This is a genomic window from Intrasporangium sp. Soil_C_50, assembly GCF_057656595.1.
The window spans coordinates 38171-60367 of record NZ_JBDGKB010000011.1 but is presented as its reverse complement, the minus strand read 5'-3'; the positions used below and the strand labels follow the sequence as shown (position 1 = coordinate 60367).

The window sequence follows — 22197 nt, the reverse complement described above, 5'->3', positions numbered from 1 at the left end:
GTTCAGGCCCAGCGGTAGCGACGCTCGGGGCGACCCGTCGCGCCGTAGCGCAGCGACACGTCGGCCTGTCCGCCCGACGCGAAGTGCTCCAGGTAGCGACGGGCGCTGACCCGTGAGATCCCCACGGCCTCAGCGCATTCCGTGGCTGACAGCGTTTCGCCGGCGTCGCGCAGCGCGACGGCCACGGCCTCGGCGGTCTCGGCGCTCAGCCCCTTGGGCAGCGGCGCCGACGGACGCGGGCCGCCCGTCGGCGACGAGAACGCCGCGTCGATCTGCGCCTGGGTCAGGTCGTCGTCGGCCAGGCCGCGGGCCCGTTCCGACGCGTACGTCTGGAGCCGCTGCTCGAGGTCGGGGAAAGCGAACGGCTTGAGCAGGTAGCCGACGACACCCTCGCGCACGGCGCGTCGCACGGCGTCGGCCTCCTTGGCCGCCGTGATGACGAGCACGTCGCACGACGCACCGGAGGCCCGCATCCGCGTCACGAGATCGAGGCCGAACGCGTCGGGCAGGTAGAGGTCGAGCAGCACGAGGTCGGGCTCGAGCTCGAGGACGAGGCCGAGCGCCTCGTCGCCGGAGCGGGCCGTGCCGACCACCTCGAACCCCTCGACCCGCTCGACGAACCCGCGGTGGATCCGGGCCACCATGAAGTCGTCGTCGACGACGAGCACGCTGATCATCGCTTCTCCTCCGCCAGCGGCGCGCCGGCCTCGACGGTGAGGCGGGCCACGAACCGGGCGCCGTCGGGGGTGTTCTCGACATCGACCTCGCCGCCCCGACGCTGACAGATCAGACGCGTCAGCGCCAGTCCGATACCCCGCTCGCCGGCCTGCGCGGCCTTCGTCGTGAACCCGTGCGTGAACACCTCGGTGACGACCTCGGGCGCCACACCGGGGCCCGAGTCGACGACGCTGACCTCGACGGCCGACGCGTCCTGGCGGATCGTCAGCTCGACCCAGCGGTCCGGCCCGGCGGCGGTGGCCGCGGCGTCGATGGCGTTGTCGACGAGGTTGCCGACGACCGCGGACACGTCGGCCGAGTCGCGCTGGGCGAGGCGCCCGAGGGAGGTCTCGTCGGAGACCCGCAGCTCGACGCGTCGCTCGGTGGCCTGCGCCGCCTTGGCCATCAGCAGGGCCGCGATGGCGGTGTCGCGGACGCGTCGGGACACGGCGACGTCGAGCTCGGCCCGGTGCTCACTGACGGAGTCGACGTAGCCGACGACCTCGTCGTACTCGCCGAGCTGGATGAGCCCGGAGATGGTGTGCAGCTGGTTGGCGAACTCGTGCGCCTGCGCCCGCAGCAGCTCGGTGGTGCTGCGGAACGAGCCGATCTCACGCTCGAGGTCGGCCAGCTCGGTGCGGTCGCGCAGCGTCGTCACCGACCCGAGCGGCCGCCCGTCCTTGCTCACCTCCATGCGGTTCATGACGAGGACGCGCCCGCGCCGCAGCACCACCTGGTCGCGCGGCACCGCGGGGCCGGGCGCGTCGTCACCCACCGCGTCGGACGCGTCGACGCCCTCCGCGCGGGACGCGTCAGCACCCTTCGCGAGGGACGCGTCACCTCCCGACGCATCGGCGCCCTCGGACGCGTCGGCGTCGGGGACGCCACGCAGCACGTCGCGCAGCCGCGGGCCGATCGGCAGGTCGTCGAGGCGCATCCCGACGACGTGCTCCGGCAGGTCGAGCAGACGCTGGGCGACGTTGTTCACCAAGGTGATCCGCTCGTTCGTGTCGAGCGCCACGACCCCCTCGGCGAGCCCGAAGAGCATCGCCTCACGGCTCTCGGCGAGGCCGGCGATCTCGGCCGGCTCGAGCCCGAGCGTCTGGCGCTTGAGGCGGCGGGACAGCAGCCACGAGCCGAGCCCGCCGACGACGAACGCGATGCCGAGGTAGGTGGGCAGGTAGGCCGACGCGCCCTGGAGCCGGTCGAGCGCCGAGGGCATGTGCTCGGCGATCATCACGGTCCCCAGCTGCGTGCCGACCGGCAGCTGCGGCTCCTTGACCGAGGGGTCGGGCACCGACAGCAGCGGGCTCTGGGCGACGAGCATGCGTTCGCCACCGATCTCCATGACCCCGATCCAGCTCGCCCCGTTCGCGACCGCCGGCGAACCGACCGGCATGGGCGAGCGTTCGAGCGTCGGGTCCGAGGACACACGCACCATCTCGTCGGCGTCGGCGACACTCATCGACGTGACGTTGTACTGCGTGACGATCGACTGCACGAGGCTCGGCAGCACGTTGGGCACCCCGCCCGGCGCCATCTCGGTGCGCACGATCGGCGTGCTCGCGAGCTGCTCGGCGATGGCCGACACCCGGCGCCCCTCCGTGCGGGTGAACGTCGCCTCCGACTGCGCCAGTGAGACGAGGCCGACGGCCACGAGGACGCCGACGAGAATGAGCATCTGCACGGCGAGCAGCTGACCCGTGAGGGTCAGCCTGCCGAACCACCGGCCCGTGCTCTGCTTGACCACAACGAACTCAACCTTCATTGGTGACACAACGGCGACACCCGTCCGGGACGCGGGCACGATCATGCCGTTCCAGCCCCAGATCGCGAAAGAGATCTCAACGATGAGCACTCACAGCACTGCCCGTCCCGGCACTCGCAGCACCAGCAGCACCCGCAGCAATCGGGGCCGACGCGTCGCCGCCCTCGTGGCCCTCACCGCGGCCGGGGCCCTCGCGCTCTCGGCGTGCGGCGCCACCGCCAAGAAGGACGGCGCGTCCACCGGCGCCGCCGCCGGCCCCGCGTCCGGCCTGCAGATCATGGTCCCCAACAGCCCCGGCGGCGGCTACGACACGACCGCCCGCACCGTGGCCCAGGTCATGGAGAACCAGAAGATCACCGGCTCCATCCAGGTCTTCAACCTGCCGGGCGCCGGCGGCACCGTGGGCCTGCAGCGCATCGTCAACGAGAAGGGCAACGGCAAGCTCGCCATGCAGATGGGCCTCGGCGTCGTCGGCGCGGCCTACACGCAGAAGTCGAAGGCGAACCTCTCCGACACGACGCCGATCGCCAAGCTCATCGAGGAGGCCGGCGCGATCGTCGTGTCCAAGGACTCGCCGTACCAGGACCTCAAGAGCCTGATCGACGCCTGGAAGAAGGATCCGTCGAAGATCAACGTCGGCGGCGGCTCCAGCCCGGGCGGCCCCGACCACCTCCTGCCGATGCAGCTGGCCAAGGCCGCCGGCATCGACCCGACCAAGGTGTCCTTCATCTCCTACGACGGCGGCGGTGAGCTGCTGCCGGCCATCCTCGGCAACAAGATCGCCTTCGGCGCCAGCGGCTTCGGCGAGTTCCTCGAGCAGGTCAAGTCCGGCTCCGTCCGGGTCCTCGCCGTCACGAGCGACAAGCGCATCGATGCCCTCCCCGACGTGCCGACCGTCAAGGAGTCGGGCATCGACTTCACCTTCACCAACTGGCGCGGCATCGTCGCGCCGCCGGAGATCTCGGCGGCCGACAAGCAGGTCTGGGCCGACGCCCTGACGAAGATGCACGGCTCCGACGCCTGGAAGGCCGAGCTCCAGAAGCGCGGCTGGACCGACGCCTTCGAGACCGGCGACCAGTTCGGCGCCTTCCTCAAGGCGCAGGACCAGGACGTCGCCGACATCCTCACCGGCCTCGGGCTGACGAGCTGACGATGACCGACACGACCTCCGACCGCACCGGCACAGAGGCCGAGGCGAAGGACGTCGAGAAGCAGGGCGGGGACCGCGCACAGTACGGAATGTGCGCGGCCCTCGCCGGGCTCGGCATCCTCCTGCTCGTCAACGCGGCCCAGCTCGAGCCCGTCGTGAGCAGCAACGACTCGCTCGGCCCGAAGGTGGTCCCGACCGTCCTCGGCGTCCTGCTGCTCATCGTCTCGGTCTTCTACGCGATCGACATCCACCGCGGCGGCGTCGGCGCCTCCGACGAGGGCGAAGACGTCGACCTCGGCGCCAAGGCCGACTGGAAGACCGTCGGCCTGCTCGTCGTCGTCTTCGGCGTGAGCGCCGCCCTCATGGAGACGCTCGGCTGGGTCATCGCCGGCACGCTCCTCTTCTCGGGCTCGGCCCTCGCGCTCGGCAACCGGCACCACGTGCGCGGCCTGCTCGTCGGGCTCGCGATCTCGCTGGCCACCTTCTACGCGTTCGCCATCGGGCTCGGGGTCAACCTGCCCGCCGGCGTCCTCCAAGGAATCCTCTGATGGACAACCTCAACCACCTCATCGACGGCTTCGGGCACGTCATGACGCCGCTGAACCTGCTCTTCGCGTTCATCGGTGTCATCGTCGGCACCGCGGTCGGCGTGCTGCCCGGCATCGGCCCGGCCATGACCGTCGCCCTGCTGCTGCCGATCACGTTCTCGCTCGACACGACCCAGGCGCTCATCATGTTCGCCGGCATCTTCTACGGCGGCATGTACGGCGGGTCGACGACCTCGATCCTGCTCAACACCCCCGGCGAGTCCTCCTCCGTGGTCACCGCGCTCGAGGGCAACAAGATGGCCAAGGTCGGACGCGCCGCCCAGGCCCTCGCGACCGCCGCGATCGGTTCCTTCGTCGCCGGCACCATCGCCACGATCCTGCTCGTGCTCGTCATGCCGCAGGTCGTCGCCTTCGCCATCGACCTCGGCTCCCCCGAGTACTTCGCCATCATCATGCTGGCGTTCGTCGGCGCGAGCATGGTGCTCGGCTCCTCCCGCCTCCGCGGCTTCGCGGCGCTGCTCGTCGGCCTGTCCATCGGCATCATCGGCATCGACAAGGTCACCGGCCAGCAGCGCATGACCTTCGGCATCCCGCAGCTGGCCGACGGCATCGACATCGTCGTGGTGGCCGTCGGGCTCTTCGCCGTCGGCGAGGCGCTCTGGGTCGCCGCGCACCTGCGGCGCAAGGCCGCCGGCGTCATCCCGGTCGGCCAGCCGTGGATGGGACGCGAGGACTGGAAGCGCTCGTGGAAGCCGTGGCTGCGCGGCACCGCCCTCGGCTTCCCGTTCGGCGCGATCCCCGCCGGTGGTGCGGAGGTCCCGACGTTCCTGTCCTACGTCGCCGAGCGCAAGCTGACCAAGCACCCCGAGCAGTTCGGCCACGGCGCCATCGAGGGCGTCGCCGGTCCCGAGGCCGCCAACAACGCGTCCGCCGCCGGCACCCTGGTGCCGCTGCTCGCCATCGGCCTGCCGACCAACGCGACGGCCGCGATCATCCTCACCTTCCTGCAGGGCCGCGGTCTCGAGCCCGGGCCGCTGCTCATCGAGAAGCAGCCGGTCCTCGTGTGGACGCTCGTGGCGAGCCTCTTCGTCGGCAACACCCTGCTGCTGGCGCTCAACCTGCCGCTGGCACCCCTGTGGGCCAAGCTGCTCCAGATCCCGAGGCCCTACCTCTACGCCGGCATCCTCTTCTTCGCGACGATGGGTGCGTGGGCGGTCAACGGCCAGGCCTTCGACCTCTACCTGCTCCTCGGGATCGGCCTCGTCGGGTTCGCGATCCGCCGCTTCGGCCTGCCGGTGCTGCCGCTCATCATCGGCGTCATCCTGGCCCCGATCGCCGAGCTGCACCTGCGGCGCTCGCTGCAGCTGTCGCACGGCGACATCAGCGGCCTCTTCGGCGGCCCGGTGGCCTGGGCCTGCTACGGCATCATCGTGCTGGCCATCCTCTGGCCGCTCATCGCGAGGCTGATCCGCATCGTCCGCGGTGGCAAAGGCGGACCGGGCTCGGGCCTCATGGCCGAGGTCCGCGAGGAGGTGGCCGCGTGACGATCCTCGTCGGCTACATCCCGACCCCGCAGGGCGAGGCCGCGCTCGCGGCCGCGACCGCCGAGGCCAGGGCCCACGGCGACCGCGTCCTCGTCGTCAACATGTCCCGCGACGACAAGCTCGTCGACGCCCACCGCGCCGAGGGCCGCGACCTCACCCGCCTCGACGCCGACCTCGCCGAGTCCGGTGTCCAGCACGAGGTGCGCCGGGTCGAGCACGGCACCGACCCCGCCGACGCGATCCTGTCGATCATCGACGCCGAGGCGCCGCGGATGCTCGTCATCGGCATCCGGCACCGCTCGCCCGTCGGCAAGCTGCTCCTCGGGTCGACGGCCCAGCGGCTGCTGCTCGACGCGGGGTGCCCGGTGCTCGCCGTCAAGGCCGGCTGACCCCGGTCCGACCACCGCGACGCAGTGCCCAGTCCCTCACGCCGGGGGCTGGGCACTCGACGTTCCCTCTCCTTCATCGAGTGAGCACCAAACCCCACCCAATACACAGGGCCACCGCCCGGCGGCCCCCCATCTCATCGAGTGAGCACGAAATCCCATCCGTCACAGCGCGCCTGATGCGGATGAGACTGGTGGGACCGAGTGCTCACTCGATGGGGTGCGCCGAGGGACGCCGGTGGCGAATGGGACTGGTGGGACCGAGTGCTCACTCGATGCGAACGAACCGACCGGACGCTGGTGGGGCGGGTGGGACTCAGTGCTCACTCGATGAGAGGGGGCGCGAGCGCGGCCCAGGAAGGTCACACCGGGGTGCGGCAGACCTGGACGCGGCGGGCCACCTCGCGGAACCCGGCCCGCCGGTAGAGGCCGATGGCCGGGCCGCCGTCCTCGGCGACGATGACGAGCCGCTCCACCTCGGGGTCGGTGAACGCCCACTCCCCCGCGGCCCGCACGAGCGCACCGGCGATGCCACGGCGTCGGTAGTCCGCGAGGGTCATGACGTCCTGGTAGCGGGCCAGCCGGCCGAGGCGCACGATGCCGAGCGAGGCCACGAGCGTCTCGCCGTCGAAGGCGCCGAACCAGCGCCCGCGGCCGGAGTCGACGAGCCCCCGCTGCGAGGCCGCCCGGCGCAGCTCGAACAGGTGCCGCTCGTCGCTGCCCTCCGCCGGCGCGTCGCTGGCCCCGACCGACGCCGACTGCTCCCAGTCGTCGTCCGACACGAGTGGACGCACGTCGATCCCCTCGGGCGTCGGGGCGTCGGCAGGCACGGCGTCGGTCACGAGGTCGACGTCGACCTCGACGTCGAACCCCTTTGCCTCCCAAGCGGAGTGGTCGCCGCGAGGATCGGCGAACGCGACGGCCCGGTGCCGGGCCTTCGGGTGCTCGGCCTCGAACCGGGCGACGACCCGGTCGACGTCGGCCGCGGGCACGTCGGCCGGCAGGAGCAGGAAGTTACCCCAGTAGTACGCCGGGTTGGTCGGCGTCCGCACCACGACGAGGTCGCCGTGGTCGACCACCTGCGAGCCCTGCAGCTCGAGGAGGGCGAGGTCGGTGCGCAGCCCGGGGGCGTCGACGATCATGCTCCGATGGTGCCTCACCACCAGCCCTGACGGCGGGCCCATCGCAGCAACCACAGGCTCATCCCGACCATGATCGCCAGCACGAGGGCCAGGTGCGGTACGTCGGTCCCGTCGTTGCCGATGAGGTTCATCCCGTAGATGCTCGCGATCGCGGTGATCGGCAGCGTGATCGCGGCGATGACGGCCAACCGCTCCATCGCGACGGTCATCTTCGTCGTGACGCGCGTCTGGTAGAGGTCGATGACTCCGACGAGGAAGCCCATCTCGCCGTCGCCGAGGTTGCGCACCCGCTCGAACTGGTCGGCGAGGTCGCGGGCGTGCCGGCGCGCCTCGCCCGGCACGAAGCGCTCGATCGACTGGATGCGGGCCTGGATGTCGTAGCCCTGGGCGGCCATGGTGCGCGCCGTGCTCAGCTCGTGGCGCAGGAGGAACAGCTGCTCGAGCAGGCCCTCGGGGCGGCGGAAGTCGGGCGCCATCACCTCGGCCTCGAGCGCCGGCAGCCGCGCCGCCACCTCTCGCACCGCCGCGCTCTGCCGCCGGGCGATCGCCGAGTTGACGACGTAGGCCAGCTCGTACGGGTTGTCGGGCGCGAGCCGCCCCGCCTCGATGCGCGCCCGCACCGCCTGCGTCTCTGCCGTCGCGTCCTCGAGGGTTACGACGGGGTTGCGGGGGCCGTGGACCGTGACGAGGTACCGGTCGCCGATGACCTCGTCGAGCTCGAGCACGTGCACGTGGCCGCCCTCGCCGGTCAGTGGCGCGTGGAGGATGACGAAGAGGTGGCGCTCGTAGGCGTGCACCGTCGGCACGAAGTTCCTCTCGGCACAGGCCTGCCGGACCAGCGGGTGGGCCTGCAGCGGCCCGGCGAGCAGCGCCTCGGCCTCGGCGTCGTAGTCGGGGACGTCGACCCAGACGAACCCGTCGGTCCGGGCGAGCAGCGACTCGAGCTCGCCCGGTGCGTGGTCGGTGATCCCGTCGGCGCTGACGAACGACACCTGCATGCGACAACTCTGGCACCGCGCACGCCCGCGTGGGCGTCGTCGGCGATCAGCCGCCGCTGACGCAGGCCCCGGTGCCGACGGACCGCTGCGCGGAGGCGGCCTGGTCGAGCACCGGCTTGGCCTCGGTCAGGGTCAGGGCGTAGCCGGTCGAGTCGTCCTCGAGCGACTTGGCGAAGATGACCCCGACGACGCGGCCCTGGGGGTCGAGCAGCGGGCCGCCGGAGTTGCCCGGCTGCACCGTCGTGGCCAGCGAGTAGATCTCGCGGACGACCCGGTCCCGGCCGTAGATGTCGAAGCCACGGGCGTCGAGGATGCCGCGGACGCGGGCCGACACGACGCGGTAGGGGCCGTCGAGCGGAAAGCCCGGCACCGCGGCCGAGTCGCTGCGCGCGATGTCGGTGCCGAGCGTCAGCGCCGGAAGGTCGAGTCCTTCGACGTCGAGCACGGCGAGGTCGCGCTCGGGGTCGAACACGACGACCTGTGCGCTGAGCGTCCGGCCCCCGGCCTCGACCCGCACCTCGGACGCGCCGGCCACGACGTGCGCGTTGGTGACGATGCGGTTGTCGCGCAGCACCCAGCCGGTGCCCTCCTGGCCCCGCTGGCACCGCTGCGACTGCGTCAGGACCTTGACGACCGAACGGCCCGCGGCGCGGATCGGCTCGGAGCGCGCGACCGACGGGTCGGGCGCCGGCACCGGCACGATCGGCTCGGGTGCCAGGGAGCCGAAGACCTGCGGGAAGCCCTGCGCCGACAGGAAGCCGCGGAACCCGCTGAAGATCTGGCCGGCGTCCTCGGGCACGACCGTGTTGACGACGCGCAGCACCCTGGAGTCGGCCATGGCCCGGGCCAGCGCCGGGTTGCCGGCCGTGCGCAGCGTGCCGCCGATGAACCAGACGATGAGGCTCGCGGCCAACAGCACGACGACGCCGCCGAGCACCGAGTCGACCCGGCGGAAGGGCGTCTGCCCCACCCGGGCGCGGATCCGGTTGCCGAGGAGGCTGCCGAGGAACTGCCCGAGCCAGCCGAAGCCGACCACGCCGATGACGAGCGCGAGGACCCGGCTGCGGGTGCTGCCGGAGATCGCGTCCCAGTGCGCGAGGAGGCCGGGCAGCTGCCACACCGCGAGCATCGCGAAGAGGAAGAACCCCACGAGCGAGGCGACGCTCTGGATGAGTCCCTGCCGGTAGCCGGAGACGGCGTAGGCGACGAGGAGGAGCCCGAGGGCGATGTCGAGCACGACGCTGCCGGTCATCCGCGCCCCCCTCCGACGTAGCGCTCGGGCAGTGGGCGGTGCACCGACGCGTCCCACGGCTGCTCGAGCCCGGCGAGGTCGAGGACGCGGCCGAGCAGGCCGGCGGTGAAGCCCCAGAGGAGCAGGTCGTCGAGGCCGAAGCCCGGGCCGACGTAGCCGGACGGGTGGGTCACGGAGAACCGGGTGGCCGGCGCGACGAGGTGCGACACCGGCACGGACAGCACGTCGTGCACCTCGTTGGGGTCGCGGACCGACAGCGCCGAGGGCCGTGCCCACCAGCCGAGGACCGGCGTGACGACGAACCCGGAGAACGGGATGAACAGGGACGGCAACGTCGCGACGACGTCGACGCCGGAGGGGTCGAGACCGATCTCCTCCTGCGCCTCTCGCAGGGCGGTCGCGACGTCGTCGGCGTCCTCGGGGTCGCGGGCGCCGCCGGGGAAGGCGATCTGCGCCGGGTGCGAACGCATGTCGTGCGAGCGCTCGAGGAGGACGACGTGCACGTCCTCCTCGACGACGTCGGGCCCGTCGGACGCGTCGGGCCCGTCGGACGCGTCGGGCGCAGCGGACACGTCGGGCGTCGCGAGCGCGGCGGGCGGGGGCCCGAAGAGGATGAGGACGGCGGACTCACGCCCACCCTCGTCCGGCGGGACGAACAGCGAGAAGTCCTCGGCCCGTACGGTGCCGAGGCGGTCGGCCAGGTGGTCGACCCACGGCGGACGCGCGATCCCGCCCTCGGGCAGGGGCGCGGGCTCGATCGTCCCGGTGCGGCCGGCGTACGCGATGCCGCTCGCGACCTGCGTCACGCGCTCTCCTGCCCCGCCTCGGCGGCCTGCACGGCAGCGGCCGCGCGGGCGGCCTCCTCGAGCGCCTTCGGCGCCAGCTCGTACTTGAGCAGCTTCGCGGCCTTGTCGGGGTCGGTCTCGCCCACGCCGTAGCTCGGGCACCAGCGCGCCACCGGGCACGCGCCGCACGCGGGACGCTTGGCGTGGCAGGTGCGGCGGCCGTGGAAGATGACGACGTGGCTGAGCATCGTCCAGTCACGGCGCATGAAGAGGCGCCCGATCTCGTGCTCGACCTTGACCGGGTCCTCCTCCTCGGTCCAGCCGAAGCGGCGCACGAGCCGGCCGAAGTGGGTGTCGACGGTGATGCCGGGCACGTCGAAGGCGTTGCCGAGCACGACGTTCGCGGTCTTGCGCCCGACGCCAGGCAGCGTGACGAGGTCCTTGAGGCGGCCGGGCACCTCGCCGTCGAAGTTCTCGACGAGGGCGATGCCGAGCTTGATGAGCGCGTCGGCCTTGTTCCGGTAGAAACCGGTGGGCTGGATGATCGTCTCGAGCTCGGTGCGGTCGGCCGCGGCGTAGTCGGCCGCGGTGCGGTACTTCGCGAAGACGATCGGGGTGACCTTGTTCACGCCGACGTCGGTGGTCTGCGCCGACAGGATCGTCGCGACGAGCAGCTCGAGGGGCGTCGTGAAGTCGAGCTCGCAGTGCGCGTACGGGTAGCGCTCGTGCAGAGAGCGGTACATCCTTCGCGCCCGTCGCGTGCGGGCGACGGGCGTCTCGTCGGCGGTCACGACGGCTCGGGGGGACACGCAGCACACTGTATGCCGCGAGGCTGGGTCGCGCCGCGTGCGCCGACGCGATTCCGGACCCGCGCAGACCGCCCGGCAGGTGCGGGGGCGGCATGGCACACTGACCCCGTGGATCTCGACGTGGTGAAGCGCGCGCCCCTCTTCAAGGCTCTCGACGAGGAGGCCTCATCGGCCCTGCAGTCGCAGATGAGCCGCACCCACATGGAGCGCGGCGACGTGCTCTTCCACGAGGGCGACCGGGGCGACACGCTCTACGTCATCGCCGAGGGCAAGATCAAGCTCGGCCGCACGAGCCCCGACGGCCGCGAGAACCTCGTCGCGATCCTCGGCCCCGGCGAGATGTTCGGCGAGCTCAGCCTCTTCGACCCCGGGCCGCGCACCATGACCGCCACCGCCGTCGCCGAGACCCAGCTGCTCGGCCTGGGCAACGAGTCGCTGACCGGTCTGCTCTCCGGCCGCCCTGAGGTGTCCAAGGCCCTGCTGGCCGCGCTCGCCCAGCGGCTGCGTCGCACCAACGCGCACCTGGCCGACCTCGTCTTCACCGACGTTCCCGGACGCGTCGCCAAGGCCCTGCTCGACCTCTCCGAGCGTTTCGGCCGCCCCGTCGAGGGCGGCATCATGGTCAGCCACGACCTCACCCAGGAGGAGCTCGCCCAGCTCGTCGGCGCCTCCCGCGAGACGGTCAACAAGGCCCTCGCCGACTTCGCGACGCGTGGCTGGCTGCGCCTCGAGGCCCGCGCCGTCCTGCTCCAGGACGTCGAGCGCCTCAAGCGCCGCGCTCGCTGACCCGGGCGAGGCAACCTTTCCGGGGGCTCCCGCGTCCTGATGGGTGAGGGGCCTCGCCTCGCGGGGCACCCTCACCAGTCGTCCGACCGGCGAGAGGCCACCCGATGAGCCGCACCAGCTACCACCCGACCGACGTCGAGCCCGGCCGCGGCGCGGGTGCGGGGGTCGGGGTCGCCGCCCTGACCGGCCTGCTCTTCGCGGCCGCCTTCGTCGTCGCTCGCCTCGTACAGACCTCGGCCGGAGTCGGCGACGCCGCGACCGCCGGCGTCGGCGTCGGCGTCGGCGTCGGCGCGATGCTGGCGCTCGCAGTGCTCAGCTGGGTGGCCGCGACGCCGCTCACCGCTCTCGCCGGCTCGATGTTCAGGCGGTCGTCGCGGGGCGTGCTCGTCGGCGGTTACACGGTGACGGCCGCCGCGAGCGTCGTGCTGGTGCCGAGCCTGTTCTCGGTGTTGCCCGGGCTGCTCGACGAGGCCGCCCTGGTCGCGACCGGCGCGTGCGCGGTCGGGGCCGCTCTCGCCGCCTCGCTCTTCCTCACGCGCCGACGCGCCACCGGCGGGATCCGCACCCTGCGACCCGGCGCGACCGTGGACCCGGCCCAGGTGCCCGGCCAGCAGGGCGGCGGCCTCAGCCCCGCGAGCATGACCGGCCCGAGCCCGATGGGCCTGCCGGGCCTGTGACCGCCTGCGCCACTGCTCACTCTCACTGAGCACTGACACAGCCAGCGATCCGCAACGAGCCCAGCGCCACCATTCCCCGGATGCTCCGTCACTGCTCACTCTCGCTGAGCAGTGTCGTAGCCAGCGGGCCCCAACCAGCCCAGCGCCACCATGCCCGCACGATCCGTCACTGCTCACTCTCGCTGAGCAGTGTCGTAGCCAGTGGGCCCCAACCAGCCCAGCGCCACCATGCCCGCACGATCCGTCACTGCTCACTCTCGCTGAGCAGTGTCGTAGCCAGTGGGCCCCAACCAGCCCGCTCAGGCGAAGCGCCAGCCCTCCGGGCCGTTGACGACGAGACGGTCCGCGCGGTGCGCCGACTCGGCGACGAGGCGCGCGTTGGCCTCGTCGCTGCGCTCGACCCAGGCCGCCGCGACCTCGGGGTCCTTGCCGAACGCGACGTGTCGGGACACGAGCCGCGAGCGCCGCACGTCGTCCTCACCCGTGACGAACCAGACCGCGTCGGTCGCCGCGCGCGCCGCCTCCCACCGGGGCTTAGTCAGGAGCAGGTAGTTCCCCTCGGTCACGACGAGCCGGGCGGACGGGGGCACCACCGTGGCCGCCGCGATCGGCTGCTCGAGCGTCCGCTCGAAGCCCGGCGCGTACACCCAGGAGTCCGGTTCGGCGACGAGGCGGCGCAGCAGCGCGGCATAGCCGTCGGGGTCGAAGGTGTCGGGAGCTCCCTTGCGGGACAGAGCGCCCAGCCGTTCCAGCTGGACATCGGCGAGGTGGAAGCCGTCCATGGGCACGTGCGCGACGTAGTCGGCGCCCTGCGTCCGGGCCACCGCCGCCACGAGCGCCTCGGCGAGCGTCGACTTGCCCGCGCCCGGAGCGCCGGCGATGCCGAGCACCACGCGACGACGGTCCCCGACCAGGTCGAGCGCCGCGGCGGCGAGATCGCCGACACCTCGATGGGCGTCCACGCGCGGGCTCAGGGGTGCTCGCGGAGGTACTCGAGCTGGGCCTGGACCGACAGCTCGGCGGCCGGCCAGACGCTGCGCGGCACGTCCGCGTAGACGGTCTCGACGACCGCGCGGGCCGTCGTCGCACCGGCGGCCACCGCGGCCCGCACCTGCTCGAGCCGCTCGGCACGGTGCCGGAGGTAGAAGGTCACGGTGGCGGCCGCGTCGGGGACAAACGGGCCGTGGCCGGGCAGCAGGCTGGTCACGGCGCCGGAGGCGGTGAGCCGCTCGATGCGGTCGAGGGACTCGAGGTAGGACTCGAGACTGCCGTCGGGCCACGCGACGACCGTCGTGCCACGGCCCAGGACGGTGTCGCCGGTCAGCAGGGTGGTGTCGGCCGGCAGGACGAAGGAGTAGGAGTCGCTCGTGTGCCCCGGCGTCTCGACGGCGAGCACCTCGAGGCCGCCGATGCGGATCGTCTCGCCCGGGCGGACGTCGTCGTGGCCGCGGCCGAAGGCCCGGACCGGTGCGCCGGTGAGGGCGTGGAAGCGGTCGGCGCTCTCGGCGTGGTCGGCGTGGCCATGCGTCAGCAGTGTCAGCGCGACGCGTCGGCCGGAATCTGTGACGTGCCGCAGCACGTTCTGCAGGTGGCCCTCGTCGAGCGGGCCGGGATCGACGACGACGACCTCGTCGCTGCCCGGCTCGGCGAGCAGCCACGTGTTCGTGCCGTCGAGGGTCATCGGCGAGGGGTTGGGGCACAGCACGCACTCGGCGCGCTCGCCGAACCTGCCGCCGGCCCACGTCGGGTCGACCTCGGCACCCTGCACGTCGACCTCCTCACGTCGGAACGTCTGTGACGAAAAGTGTTGGAGAGCCGTCCTGCTCGAGCCGACCGCCCCACACGGCGGTCGGATCGGCTTGGGGCTCAGACGCGTTCGACGACCTCCATCGCCGCGCCACCGGGGGCGTCGACGACTTCGGGCATGACGAGCGGCGTCAGGTCGGCGTGCGCCACGAAGTCCGCGGCCGAGGCGGCGTCGCGCACCTGCTCGACGCACATGACGGTCGGCGGCAGCATGAGCGCCGAGCCGGCGTCATACTCGCGCAGCAGGTCAGCCGGGCGCACCCACTCGGCCAGGTCTGCCTCGGTGGTGTCGCCGTCGGCGGTCTGCAGAGGCGGCATGACCGCGGCGAAGAACCACGTGTCGTAGCGACGCGGCTCGAACTCCGGCGTCAGCCAGTGTGCCTTGGCCACGACGAGGTCCGAGCGCAGCACGAGGCCGCGGTCGACGAGGACCTCACGCAGCGACACGGCACGGGACACGAGGTCGGCGCGCACCTGGCGCCACTCGGCGTCGCCCACCCACGCGAGCGGTCCGCTCGCGGAGGGTGAGGCCAGGAGCACGCCGCACTCCTCGAACAGCTCGCGGACGGCGGCGGCCACGTACAGCTGCGCCTCGGTGGGGCTGCAGCCGAGGCGCTCGCCCCACTCGAGCGGCGAGGGACCGCTCCACGGCAGGTCGCCCTCGCCGTCGCGGTCGTCGACGCCCCCGCCGGGGAAGACGTGCATGCTCGGGGCGAACTCCATCTCGGAGACCCGCCGGAGCATGAACACCTCCGGACCGGCAGCGGCATCGGACGCGCCGGGTGCGTCACGCACGAGCATGACGGTGCTGGCGCGTCGTGGTTCGGCGACCTCCCACCGGTCACCGGACAGCCATCGGGTCGCGGCATCGGAGATGCCGGGCGTGGTCGTGAGCGGGAAGAGACGACCCATCCGGTTCAGCCCTCGACGGAGACGACGACCTCGACCTCGACCGGGGCGTCGAGGGGAAGGGCGGCGACGCCGACGGCGGAACGGGCGTGGACGCCCTTCTCACCGAAGGCCTTGACGAGCAGCTCGCTCGCACCGTTGATGACACCGGGCTGGCCGGTGAAGATCGGGTCGGAGGCGACGAATCCGACGACCTTGACGACGCGCGCGACCTTGTCGAGGTCACCCAGCTCGGACTTGATCGCCGCGATCGCGTTGAGGGCGCACGTCGCGGCGAGCTCCTTGGCCGTGACCTCGTCGACCTCGGCGCCGACCTTGCCGGTGGCGGCCAGGCGGCCGTCGACCATCGGCAGCTGGCCGGAGGTGAAGACGAGGTTGCCGTCGCGGACCACGGGGACGTAGGCGGCGACGGGCGGGACGACCTCGGGTACGGTCAGCCCGAGCTCGGACAGGCGGTCTTCGACAGCACTCATGCTCAGTTCCCCGCAGACTTGGGACGCTTGAAGTAGGCGACGAGGCTGGTGCCGTCGGGCCCGTTGACGATCTGGACGAGCTCCCAGCCATCGGCCCCGAAGTTGTCGAGGATCTGTTTGGTGTTGTGGATCAGGAGCGGTGCGGTGAGGTATTCCCACGTGGTCATGGCGATCACCCTACTCACTGGTGTACCTGCCCTCGGCGCGTGCGCCGACACCCCGGGCGCACGCTCGGGAGCGGCGTCGGGGACCGTGACCGCGGGTGCCACGATGTCCGGTATGACCACGCCCGTCGACCCCCGCTCCGAGGACGTCATGACGCGTCCGTCGCCGGCCGCACCGACGACGCGCACGTACGGTTCGGACCCTGCGCAGGTCTACGACGTCATCCCGCCGGCCCCGGGGGTGGCGCCCCGCGGGGTCACCGTCCTCGTCGTCCACGGCGGGTTCTGGCGGGCCAGGTACGACCGGAAGCACGCCCTGCCGGAGGCCAACGCCTTCGCGGCGGAGGGCTACGCCGTCGCGCTCGGTGAGTACCGACGCGTCGGCATGCGAGGCGGGGGCGTGCCGGGCACGCTCGACGACGTCCGCGCCCTCGTCGAGGCGGTCTCGCGCGACGGCTCGCTCCCGCACCGCATCGTCCTGGTCGGGCACTCGGCCGGCGGCCACCTCGTCACGTGGGCGGCGGGCCGGTCGTGGGTCGAGGGCCTCGGCGTCGTGGGGGCGGTGTCCCTGGCCGGTGTCGTCGACCTCGGCGCCGCCGACCGGATGAACCTCGGCTCCGGCGCCACGCGCGACTTCGTCGGCTCCGGCCCGGGCACGCCCGCCTGGCGCTCCGCCGACCCCATGGCCGCGCTGCCGCCGCGGGTTCCCGTGCGCCTGCTCTCCGGCACCGAGGACGACGTCGTGCCCACGGCGGTCGGCGACGCCTACCTCGAGGCGGCCCGCCGGGCCGGTGGCGACGTCGAGCGGACGGTCCTGCCGCGCGCCGGTCACCTCTCGTTCATCGACCCCGAGCAGCCGGCGTTCGCGACCGTGCTGTCGACCGTCGCCGCCCTGACCCGCTGACCACCCGCATAGGCTGGGCCCGTGACGACCGACTGGGGCCAGGCGCGGCTGCACGTCGTCACGGGCAAGGGCGGCACCGGCAAGACCACCGTCGCCTCCGCGATGTCCCTCGCCCTCGCCTCGACGCCCGGCCGCGTGCTGCTGACCGAGGTCGAGGGACGTCAGGGCATCAGCCAGACCTTCGACGTGCCGCCGCTCGGCACCGACGAGACGCGCGTCGTGCGGCTGCCCGGCGGCGGCGAGGTGGACGGGCTGTCGGTCGAGCCGAAGGCGGCCCTGCTCGAGTACCTCCAGCTGTTCTACAAGCTCGGCCGCGCCGGGCGCCTGCTCGAGAAGTTCGGCGCCATCGACTTCGCGACGACGATCGCGCCCGGCGTGCGCGACGTCCTGCTCATCGGCAAGGTCTACGAGGCGGGCCGACGCCGCCGCGACGGCCGGCACCGCGGCGACGCCCCGCTCACCTACGACGCCCTCGTCCTCGACGCGCCGCCCACCGGTCGCATCGGGCGGTTCCTGTCGGTCAACTCCGAGGTCGCCGACCTCGCCCGCGTCGGGCCGATCCACTCCCAGGCCGAGTCGATCACCCGCCTGCTCCAGTCCGAGCAGACCGTCGTGCACCTCGTCACCCTCCTCGAGGAGATGCCCGTGCAGGAGACGCTCGAGGCCGTCGAGGAGCTGCGGTCCAAGGGGTTCCGGCCCGGCTCGATCATCGTCAACATGGTGCGCCGGCCGCTGCTCGAGGACGCGGCCATCGGCCAGGCCCTCGCCGGCCGGCTGCACAAGCCCTCGATCCGCACCCAGCTCACCGAGGCCGGGGTCACCGTGACGCCCGAGCTCGTCGACGGTCTGCTCGCCGAGGCCCGCGACCACGCGCAACGCGTCGACCTCGAGCGCGAGCAGCGCGCCCTCCTCGAGGGGGCCGGCCTGCCGATCGTCGAGCTGCCCCTGCTGCCCGACGGCGTCGACAGCGGGTCGGTCCGCGAGCTCGCCGACGTCCTCGTGCCCCACTTCGCCCACGAGCAGGTGCCCGCATGACGACGACGAGCCGGCCAAGGGTCGCCCGGCCGGCGCCGTTGCTCGACGTCGACACCCTGGTCGCCGACGCGTCGATCGGCATCGTCGTGTGCTGCGGCTCGGGCGGCGTCGGCAAGACGACGACGGCCGCGGCGCTCGGGCTGCGGGCCGCCGAGGCCGGCCGCCGCGTCGTCGTGCTGACCATCGACCCGGCCCGCCGGCTCGCACAGTCCCTCGGGCTCACCGAGCTCGACAACACGCCCCGCCCCGTCACCGACATCGACGCCTCGGCCGGCGGCAGTCTCCACGCGATGATGCTCGACATGAAGCGGACCTTCGACGAGGTCGTCATCACGCACGCCGACCCGGACAAGGCCGAGCAGATCCTCGCCAACCCCTTCTACCTGGCCGTCTCCAGCTCGTTCGCGGGCACGCAGGAGTACATGGCGATGGAGAAGCTCGGCCAGCTCAAGGCGTCCGAGGGCAGCCCGGACGCGCCGTGGGACCTCATCGTCGTCGACACCCCGCCGTCGCGGTCGGCGCTCGACTTCCTCGACGCCCCGAACCGCCTCGGCAGCTTCCTCGACGGCCGGTTCATCCGCCTGTTGACCGCACCGGCCAAGGCCGGCGGGCGGGCCGGCCTCAAGATGTTCGGCGTCGGCGTCCAGATCGTCACCGGGGCGATGACGAAGATCCTCGGCGGGCAGATGCTCACCGACGTCCAGACCTTCGTCAACGCGCTCGACACGATGTTCGGCGGCTTCCGCGAGCGCGCCGACGACACCTACCGACTGCTGTCCGAGGAGGGCACGGCCTTCCTCGTCGTCGCAGCACCCGAGCGCGACGCGTTGCGCGAGGCGTCGTACTTCGTCGACCGGCTCGAGGCCGACGGCATGCCCCTGGCCGGGCTCGTCGTCAACCGCATCGGACGCGTCGAGGCCACCGGGCTGACGCCGTCGAAGGCCCTCGCGGTCGCCGAGGCGCTCGAGGACGGCAACGGGCCGAAGTCGGCCACGACCGCCGCCGGCCTGCTGCGCCTGCACGCCGACCTCGTGCGCACGGCGCAGCGGCAGCACGAGCTGGCCGACCGCTTCTCACGCGCGCACCCCGGAATCCCCGTGGTGCACGTGCCGGCCCTCGGGCGCGACGTGCACGACCTCGACGGGCTGCGCGAGATCGGCGCAGCGCTCGCGGGGTCCTGACAGCGTCCACCAGCGCGCTGGCGCACCGGACCTCAGGCGCGTCCGTGACGCACGCGAGCGCCGGACGCGTCCGGCGAGTCGGACGCGTCGCGGCGCGGGCGTGACGTGAGGCTCAGGCCTGACGAGCCTGCGCGGCCATACCGGCACGCAGGGCGGTCTTCCACGACGCGATGTCGGGACGCTTGCGCAGCAGCGCACGGCGCTCCCGCTCCGTCATCCCGCCCCAGACACCGAACTCGGTCCGGTTGTCGAGGGCCTCGGCCAGGCACTGGGCCAGAACCGGGCACCCCTTGCAGACGGCCTTGGCGTCGTGCTGGGCCTTGCCACGGACGAACAGCGCGTCCGGGTCCTGGCTCGAACAGCGAGCCTGGCTAGCCCAGTCGTCGACCCACGAGTCGATAATTGCGACAGCACTCATGATCAGTTTCCCCTCCCCGCTCGGAACCTCCCAGTAACCGAGCCGGCAAACGGACCGTCCCACCGGTCCTGATGTGGTGGACCTCCCCTTAGGCCCAAACGAGACATTAGGGCTCGGTCGCATGAGTGCGACATAGGCCACACGGACCATTTCCGGGCGTCGGTGACTAGTCACTCCGGACCATGCGGGACCTCCGTGCCGGACCCCCGGAACTCGAGGTTCTCGCGGCGCAACCGCGCCTGACGTGCGAAGATCCGGTGACCAAGGCCTCAGCGGTTACCCTTGGGCCCATGTCCTCACGCACAACGTCGGTCGGTGGCGTCGTCAGCCTGCTCGGGGCGTTCCTCGCGTCCGCCCTGGTGCTGGGCCTCCTCGCGGCCGGCCTGGCGATGCCCGCCGTCGGCGCCACGGGCGCGCTGGCACGCAGCGGTGTCGACGTCTTCAACGAGCTGCCGAGCGACTTCACGACGAACCCGCTCGCCCAGTCCTCGAAGATCCTCGCCGCCGACGGCACCGTCATCGCGACGCCGCAGGAGCAGAACCGCACCGTCGTGCCGCTGACCGCGGTCGCCCCGATCATGCGTGAGGCACAGGTCGCGATCGAGGACCACCGCTTCTACGAGCACGGCGGCATCGACATCCAGGGCACGATGCGCGCGGTCATCTCCAACCTGCGCAACGGCAGCTCCGTCGGCGCCTCGTCGCTGACCCAGCAGTACGTCAAGATCTCGCTCCAGTACAACGCGCTCGCCGAGGGCGACCAGGCCGCCGCCCAGGCCGCCGTCCGCAAGGACTACATGCGCAAGCTCAAGGAGCTCAAGTACGCCATCACCCTCGAGAAGCAGCTGAGCAAGGACCAGATCCTCGAGCGCTACCTCAACCTCGTCTACTACGGCGACCGTGCGTACGGCGTCGAGGCCGCCTCGATGCACTACTTCAGCATCCACGCGAGCAAGCTGAGCCTCTCGCAGGCCGCCCTCCTCGCCGGCCTGACGCAGAACCCGGGCACCACCGACCCGGTCAACAACCCCGAGCGCGCCCTCGCCCGACGCAACGTCGTGCTCGACCGCATGCACGAGCTGAAGATCATCGACGACAAGCAGCACGCGGCGGCCAAGAAGCGCACCATCAAGCAGGACCTGCGGGTCTCCAACCCGAAGAGCACGTGCCTCGCCTCGCCGTACCCGTACTGGTGCGACTTCATCGTCAACTACGCGCTGATGATGCCCCAGCTCGGCAAGACCGTCGAGGAGCGCAAGCGCACGCTCTACCGCGGCGGCATCACCATCACGACGACGCTCGACCCGCGCATCCAGAAGGTCGCCCAGCGCGAGGTCACCAAGAGGGTCCCGATCGGCAACAAGGCGGAGATCGGCGCCGCGGCCTACGTCGCCGACCCGAGGAGCGGTGAGGTCAAGGCGTTCGCACAGAACACCGTGTACACGGTCGACAAGGAGTCGCGCGGCAAGACCGGCATCAACTGGGCCCTCGACAAGAAGTACGGCGGGTCCGGCGGCTTCCAGTTCGGCTCGACCGCCAAGGCCTTCGCGCTCGTCACCGCCATGGAGTCGGGCATGACGACGACCTCGTCGGTCAACGCCAAGGGCGCCGGCGGCAACTCGCAGGCCGTCTACACCCCGAAGGACTGGCCGGGCGGCGTCGCCAACTGCGGTCCCGGCGGCGAGTGGAAGGTGTTCAACGACTCGCCCTTCAAGGGCGGCAAGATCAGCCTCATGGAGGCGACGGCCAAGTCGACCAACACGGCCTTCATCGCCCTCGCCGAGCAGCTCGGCGGGTGCAAGGTGCGCAGCACGATGCTGCGCCTGGGCCTGCACCAGTCCGACGGTCAGCCGGTCGGCCGCTACGCCCCGCAGTACATCCTCGGCGCGTCCGAGGTGTCGCCGCAGGGCGTCGCCCACGCGTACGGCGTGCTCGCTGCCGACGGCAAGAAGTGCCCGATGGTCGCCGTGACCAAGCTCGTCATCGGCGGCAAGAACGTCGCGCTGCCGAAGACCGCCTGCCAGCAGGTCGCCGAGCCCGACGTGGTGCGGGCCACCGACAAGTTCCTCGAGTTCAACATGACCCACGGCTCGGGCATCCGCAACCAGCTCGACGACGGCAAGCGCGAGTCCGCCGGCAAGACCGGAACGGCGAACCGCAACAACGAGTCGTGGTTCGTCGGTTACACCCCGCAGCTCGTCACCGCCGTCTGGGTCGGCACGCCCTACGACGGCAACAAGCGCGTCATGAAGAACGTCTCGGTCGGCGGTCAGTTCTACCCCGTCATGCACGGCGCCGCGATCGCCGCGCCGATCTGGAAGCAGATCATGAACCAGGCCCTCGACGGCCAGCCGATCCTCACGTTCGGCGAGCCCAGCGACAAGTACACCAAGGGCGCCCAGACCGCGGCGAACGGCCAGGCCAGCGTGCCCGGCGTCACGGGCATGAGCGTCGACCAGGCCATCGCGACCCTGCAGGCCGCCGGGTTCTCCGCCGGCGTGGGCGGCACGATGAGCTCGGGCGTCCCGCAGGGCATGGTCGCCGGCACGTCGCCGTACGGCTCCGCCGCCCCGGGCAGCTACATCACCATCTACACCTCGCGCGGGGGTCAGCGTCAGCCGCCGCCCGTCGTCAACCCCGGCGGTGGCGGCGGAGGCGGCGGCAACGGGAACGGCAACGGTCGCGGCGGCCCCAAGCCGCCACCCGGGCGCTGAGCACCCTCCGCACGTGGCACCGACGAAGGGC

At 72.1% G+C, this 22197-nt stretch carries 23 protein-coding genes; 10 read left to right on the top strand and 13 right to left on the bottom strand.

Annotation, left to right across the window (positions count from 1 at the left end; all coding sequences use genetic code 11):
- Positions 1-2: 2 nt before the first annotated feature.
- Together AC3A5R_RS18105 and AC3A5R_RS18100 are read right to left on the bottom strand one after the other, a co-directional pair.
- Entirely contained in the window at positions 3-677 is a 675-nt protein-coding gene (locus tag AC3A5R_RS18105) for a response regulator (protein ID WP_487622156.1), read from the bottom strand.
- Complete coding sequence (locus tag AC3A5R_RS18100) at positions 674-2467, bottom strand: sensor histidine kinase (RefSeq protein WP_487622155.1); 1794 nt, start codon at positions 2465-2467, stop codon at positions 674-676. Before AC3A5R_RS18100 ends, AC3A5R_RS18105 begins: the two co-directional genes overlap by 4 nt.
- A gap of 100 nt (positions 2468-2567) precedes the next feature.
- On the opposite strand from AC3A5R_RS18100, the gene AC3A5R_RS18095 reads away from it, so the two are divergent.
- Genes AC3A5R_RS18095 through AC3A5R_RS18080 form a run of 4 tightly spaced genes read left to right on the top strand, consistent with a single transcriptional unit; the run spans position 2568 to position 6116 of the window.
- Positions 2568-3635: a Bug family tripartite tricarboxylate transporter substrate binding protein gene (locus AC3A5R_RS18095; protein WP_487622154.1), complete on the top strand. Its 1068-nt coding sequence runs from the start codon at positions 2568-2570 to the stop codon at positions 3633-3635.
- Between the two features lie 2 nt (positions 3636-3637).
- Positions 3638-4183, top strand: a complete 546-nt coding sequence (locus AC3A5R_RS18090; protein WP_487622153.1) for a tripartite tricarboxylate transporter TctB family protein — start codon at positions 3638-3640, stop codon at positions 4181-4183.
- Entirely contained in the window at positions 4183-5727 is a 1545-nt protein-coding gene (locus AC3A5R_RS18085; RefSeq protein WP_487622152.1) for a tripartite tricarboxylate transporter permease, read from the top strand. The genes AC3A5R_RS18090 and AC3A5R_RS18085 overlap by 1 nt, the downstream gene beginning before the upstream one ends.
- The gene (locus tag AC3A5R_RS18080) at positions 5724-6116 is read left to right on the top strand and encodes a universal stress protein (RefSeq protein ID WP_487622151.1); all 393 of its coding nucleotides are present in this window, start codon (positions 5724-5726) and stop codon (positions 6114-6116) included. The genes AC3A5R_RS18085 and AC3A5R_RS18080 overlap by 4 nt, the downstream gene beginning before the upstream one ends.
- A gap of 359 nt (positions 6117-6475) precedes the next feature.
- Here the strand turns inward: AC3A5R_RS18080 and AC3A5R_RS18075 are convergent, their stop codons facing one another.
- From AC3A5R_RS18075 to nth, 5 genes are read right to left on the bottom strand one after another with little or no spacing between them, the layout of a single operon-like run.
- Positions 6476-7255 (bottom strand): GNAT family N-acetyltransferase, encoded by a 780-nt coding sequence (locus tag AC3A5R_RS18075; RefSeq protein WP_487622150.1) that lies wholly within the window; start codon positions 7253-7255, stop codon positions 6476-6478.
- A 14-nt stretch (positions 7256-7269) separates the two neighbouring features.
- Positions 7270-8253, bottom strand: coding sequence for a magnesium transporter CorA family protein (locus AC3A5R_RS18070; RefSeq protein ID WP_487622149.1), 984 nt, complete (start codon positions 8251-8253; stop codon positions 7270-7272).
- Between the two features lie 46 nt (positions 8254-8299).
- On the bottom strand, positions 8300-9505 hold the full coding sequence (locus AC3A5R_RS18065) for a MarP family serine protease (protein WP_487622148.1): 1206 nt from the start codon (positions 9503-9505) through the stop codon (positions 8300-8302).
- Complete coding sequence (locus AC3A5R_RS18060; protein ID WP_487622147.1) at positions 9502-10311, bottom strand: NUDIX hydrolase; 810 nt, start codon at positions 10309-10311, stop codon at positions 9502-9504. The genes AC3A5R_RS18065 and AC3A5R_RS18060 overlap by 4 nt, the downstream gene beginning before the upstream one ends.
- Complete coding sequence (nth, locus tag AC3A5R_RS18055) at positions 10308-11033, bottom strand: endonuclease III (protein WP_323098259.1); 726 nt, start codon at positions 11031-11033, stop codon at positions 10308-10310. Before nth ends, AC3A5R_RS18060 begins: the two co-directional genes overlap by 4 nt.
- 174 nt (positions 11034-11207) lie before the next feature.
- Here nth and AC3A5R_RS18050 point away from each other — a divergent pair, with 174 nt between their 5' ends.
- Both AC3A5R_RS18050 and AC3A5R_RS18045 read left to right on the top strand, forming a co-directional pair.
- Positions 11208-11885 carry a Crp/Fnr family transcriptional regulator gene (locus AC3A5R_RS18050; protein WP_076260322.1) on the top strand — a complete coding sequence of 226 codons (678 nt, stop codon included), beginning with the start codon at positions 11208-11210 and terminating at the stop codon, positions 11883-11885.
- Positions 11886-11989: 104 nt separating this feature from the next.
- Positions 11990-12562, top strand: a complete 573-nt coding sequence (locus tag AC3A5R_RS18045; RefSeq protein WP_487622146.1) for a hypothetical protein — start codon at positions 11990-11992, stop codon at positions 12560-12562.
- Between the two features lie 299 nt (positions 12563-12861).
- Here the strand turns inward: AC3A5R_RS18045 and AC3A5R_RS18040 are convergent, their stop codons facing one another.
- From AC3A5R_RS18040 to sp36, 5 genes are all read right to left on the bottom strand, one after another.
- Entirely contained in the window at positions 12862-13524 is a 663-nt protein-coding gene (locus AC3A5R_RS18040; RefSeq protein ID WP_487622145.1) for a nucleoside/nucleotide kinase family protein, read from the bottom strand.
- A gap of 8 nt (positions 13525-13532) precedes the next feature.
- On the bottom strand, positions 13533-14330 hold the full coding sequence (locus AC3A5R_RS18035) for an MBL fold metallo-hydrolase (RefSeq protein ID WP_487622144.1): 798 nt from the start codon (positions 14328-14330) through the stop codon (positions 13533-13535).
- A gap of 98 nt (positions 14331-14428) precedes the next feature.
- Positions 14429-15280: an NUDIX hydrolase gene (locus AC3A5R_RS18030; RefSeq protein WP_487622143.1), complete on the bottom strand. Its 852-nt coding sequence runs from the start codon at positions 15278-15280 to the stop codon at positions 14429-14431.
- 5 nt (positions 15281-15285) lie between these two features.
- On the bottom strand, positions 15286-15750 hold the full coding sequence (locus AC3A5R_RS18025; protein ID WP_487622142.1) for a RidA family protein: 465 nt from the start codon (positions 15748-15750) through the stop codon (positions 15286-15288).
- A gap of 2 nt (positions 15751-15752) precedes the next feature.
- The gene (gene sp36, locus AC3A5R_RS18020) at positions 15753-15917 is read right to left on the bottom strand and encodes a Sp36 family protein (protein ID WP_207555819.1); all 165 of its coding nucleotides are present in this window, start codon (positions 15915-15917) and stop codon (positions 15753-15755) included.
- A 112-nt stretch (positions 15918-16029) separates the two neighbouring features.
- Between sp36 and AC3A5R_RS18015 the strand changes: the two genes are divergently transcribed.
- From AC3A5R_RS18015 to bagB, 3 genes are read left to right on the top strand one after another with little or no spacing between them, the layout of a single operon-like run.
- Positions 16030-16818, top strand: coding sequence for an alpha/beta hydrolase family protein (locus tag AC3A5R_RS18015; protein ID WP_487622141.1), 789 nt, complete (start codon positions 16030-16032; stop codon positions 16816-16818).
- A gap of 21 nt (positions 16819-16839) precedes the next feature.
- Positions 16840-17853 (top strand): ATPase BagA, encoded by a 1014-nt coding sequence (gene bagA / locus AC3A5R_RS18010; protein WP_487622140.1) that lies wholly within the window; start codon positions 16840-16842, stop codon positions 17851-17853.
- Positions 17850-19034, top strand: a complete 1185-nt coding sequence (gene bagB / locus AC3A5R_RS18005; RefSeq protein ID WP_487622139.1) for an ATPase BagB — start codon at positions 17850-17852, stop codon at positions 19032-19034. Before bagA ends, bagB begins: the two co-directional genes overlap by 4 nt.
- A gap of 112 nt (positions 19035-19146) precedes the next feature.
- Here bagB and AC3A5R_RS18000 read toward each other — a convergent pair whose 3' ends face one another.
- Entirely contained in the window at positions 19147-19452 is a 306-nt protein-coding gene (locus AC3A5R_RS18000; protein ID WP_487622138.1) for a WhiB family transcriptional regulator, read from the bottom strand.
- Positions 19453-19742: 290 nt separating this feature from the next.
- Between AC3A5R_RS18000 and AC3A5R_RS17995 the strand changes: the two genes are divergently transcribed.
- Positions 19743-22166 (top strand): penicillin-binding protein, encoded by a 2424-nt coding sequence (locus tag AC3A5R_RS17995; RefSeq protein WP_487622137.1) that lies wholly within the window; start codon positions 19743-19745, stop codon positions 22164-22166.
- Positions 22167-22197: the final 31 nt, after the last annotated feature.

Excerpts from the sequence above, each read along its gene's own strand:
- AC3A5R_RS18085 (WP_487622152.1), top strand. The coding sequence starts at position 4,183 with ATGGACAACCTCAACCACCTCATCGACGGCTTCGGGCACGTCATGACG.
- AC3A5R_RS18070 (WP_487622149.1), bottom strand. The coding sequence starts at position 8,253 with ATGCAGGTGTCGTTCGTCAGCGCCGACGGGATCACCGACCACGCACCG.
- AC3A5R_RS18075 (WP_487622150.1), bottom strand. The coding sequence starts at position 7,255 with ATGATCGTCGACGCCCCCGGGCTGCGCACCGACCTCGCCCTCCTCGAG.
- AC3A5R_RS18000 (WP_487622138.1), bottom strand. The coding sequence starts at position 19,452 with ATGAGTGCTGTCGCAATTATCGACTCGTGGGTCGACGACTGGGCTAGC.
- AC3A5R_RS18095 (WP_487622154.1), top strand. The coding sequence starts at position 2,568 with ATGAGCACTCACAGCACTGCCCGTCCCGGCACTCGCAGCACCAGCAGC.
- AC3A5R_RS18030 (WP_487622143.1), bottom strand. The coding sequence starts at position 15,280 with ATGGGTCGTCTCTTCCCGCTCACGACCACGCCCGGCATCTCCGATGCC.
- AC3A5R_RS18015 (WP_487622141.1), top strand. The coding sequence starts at position 16,030 with ATGACCACGCCCGTCGACCCCCGCTCCGAGGACGTCATGACGCGTCCG.
- AC3A5R_RS18065 (WP_487622148.1), bottom strand. The coding sequence starts at position 9,505 with ATGACCGGCAGCGTCGTGCTCGACATCGCCCTCGGGCTCCTCCTCGTC.
- nth (WP_323098259.1), bottom strand. The coding sequence starts at position 11,033 with ATGTACCGCTCTCTGCACGAGCGCTACCCGTACGCGCACTGCGAGCTC.
- AC3A5R_RS17995 (WP_487622137.1), top strand. The coding sequence starts at position 19,743 with ATGTCCTCACGCACAACGTCGGTCGGTGGCGTCGTCAGCCTGCTCGGG.
- AC3A5R_RS18045 (WP_487622146.1), top strand. The coding sequence starts at position 11,990 with ATGAGCCGCACCAGCTACCACCCGACCGACGTCGAGCCCGGCCGCGGC.
- sp36 (WP_207555819.1), bottom strand. The coding sequence starts at position 15,917 with ATGACCACGTGGGAATACCTCACCGCACCGCTCCTGATCCACAACACC.
- AC3A5R_RS18105 (WP_487622156.1), bottom strand. The coding sequence starts at position 677 with ATGATCAGCGTGCTCGTCGTCGACGACGACTTCATGGTGGCCCGGATC.
- AC3A5R_RS18090 (WP_487622153.1), top strand. The coding sequence starts at position 3,638 with ATGACCGACACGACCTCCGACCGCACCGGCACAGAGGCCGAGGCGAAG.
- bagB (WP_487622139.1), top strand. The coding sequence starts at position 17,850 with ATGACGACGACGAGCCGGCCAAGGGTCGCCCGGCCGGCGCCGTTGCTC.
- AC3A5R_RS18025 (WP_487622142.1), bottom strand. The coding sequence starts at position 15,750 with ATGAGTGCTGTCGAAGACCGCCTGTCCGAGCTCGGGCTGACCGTACCC.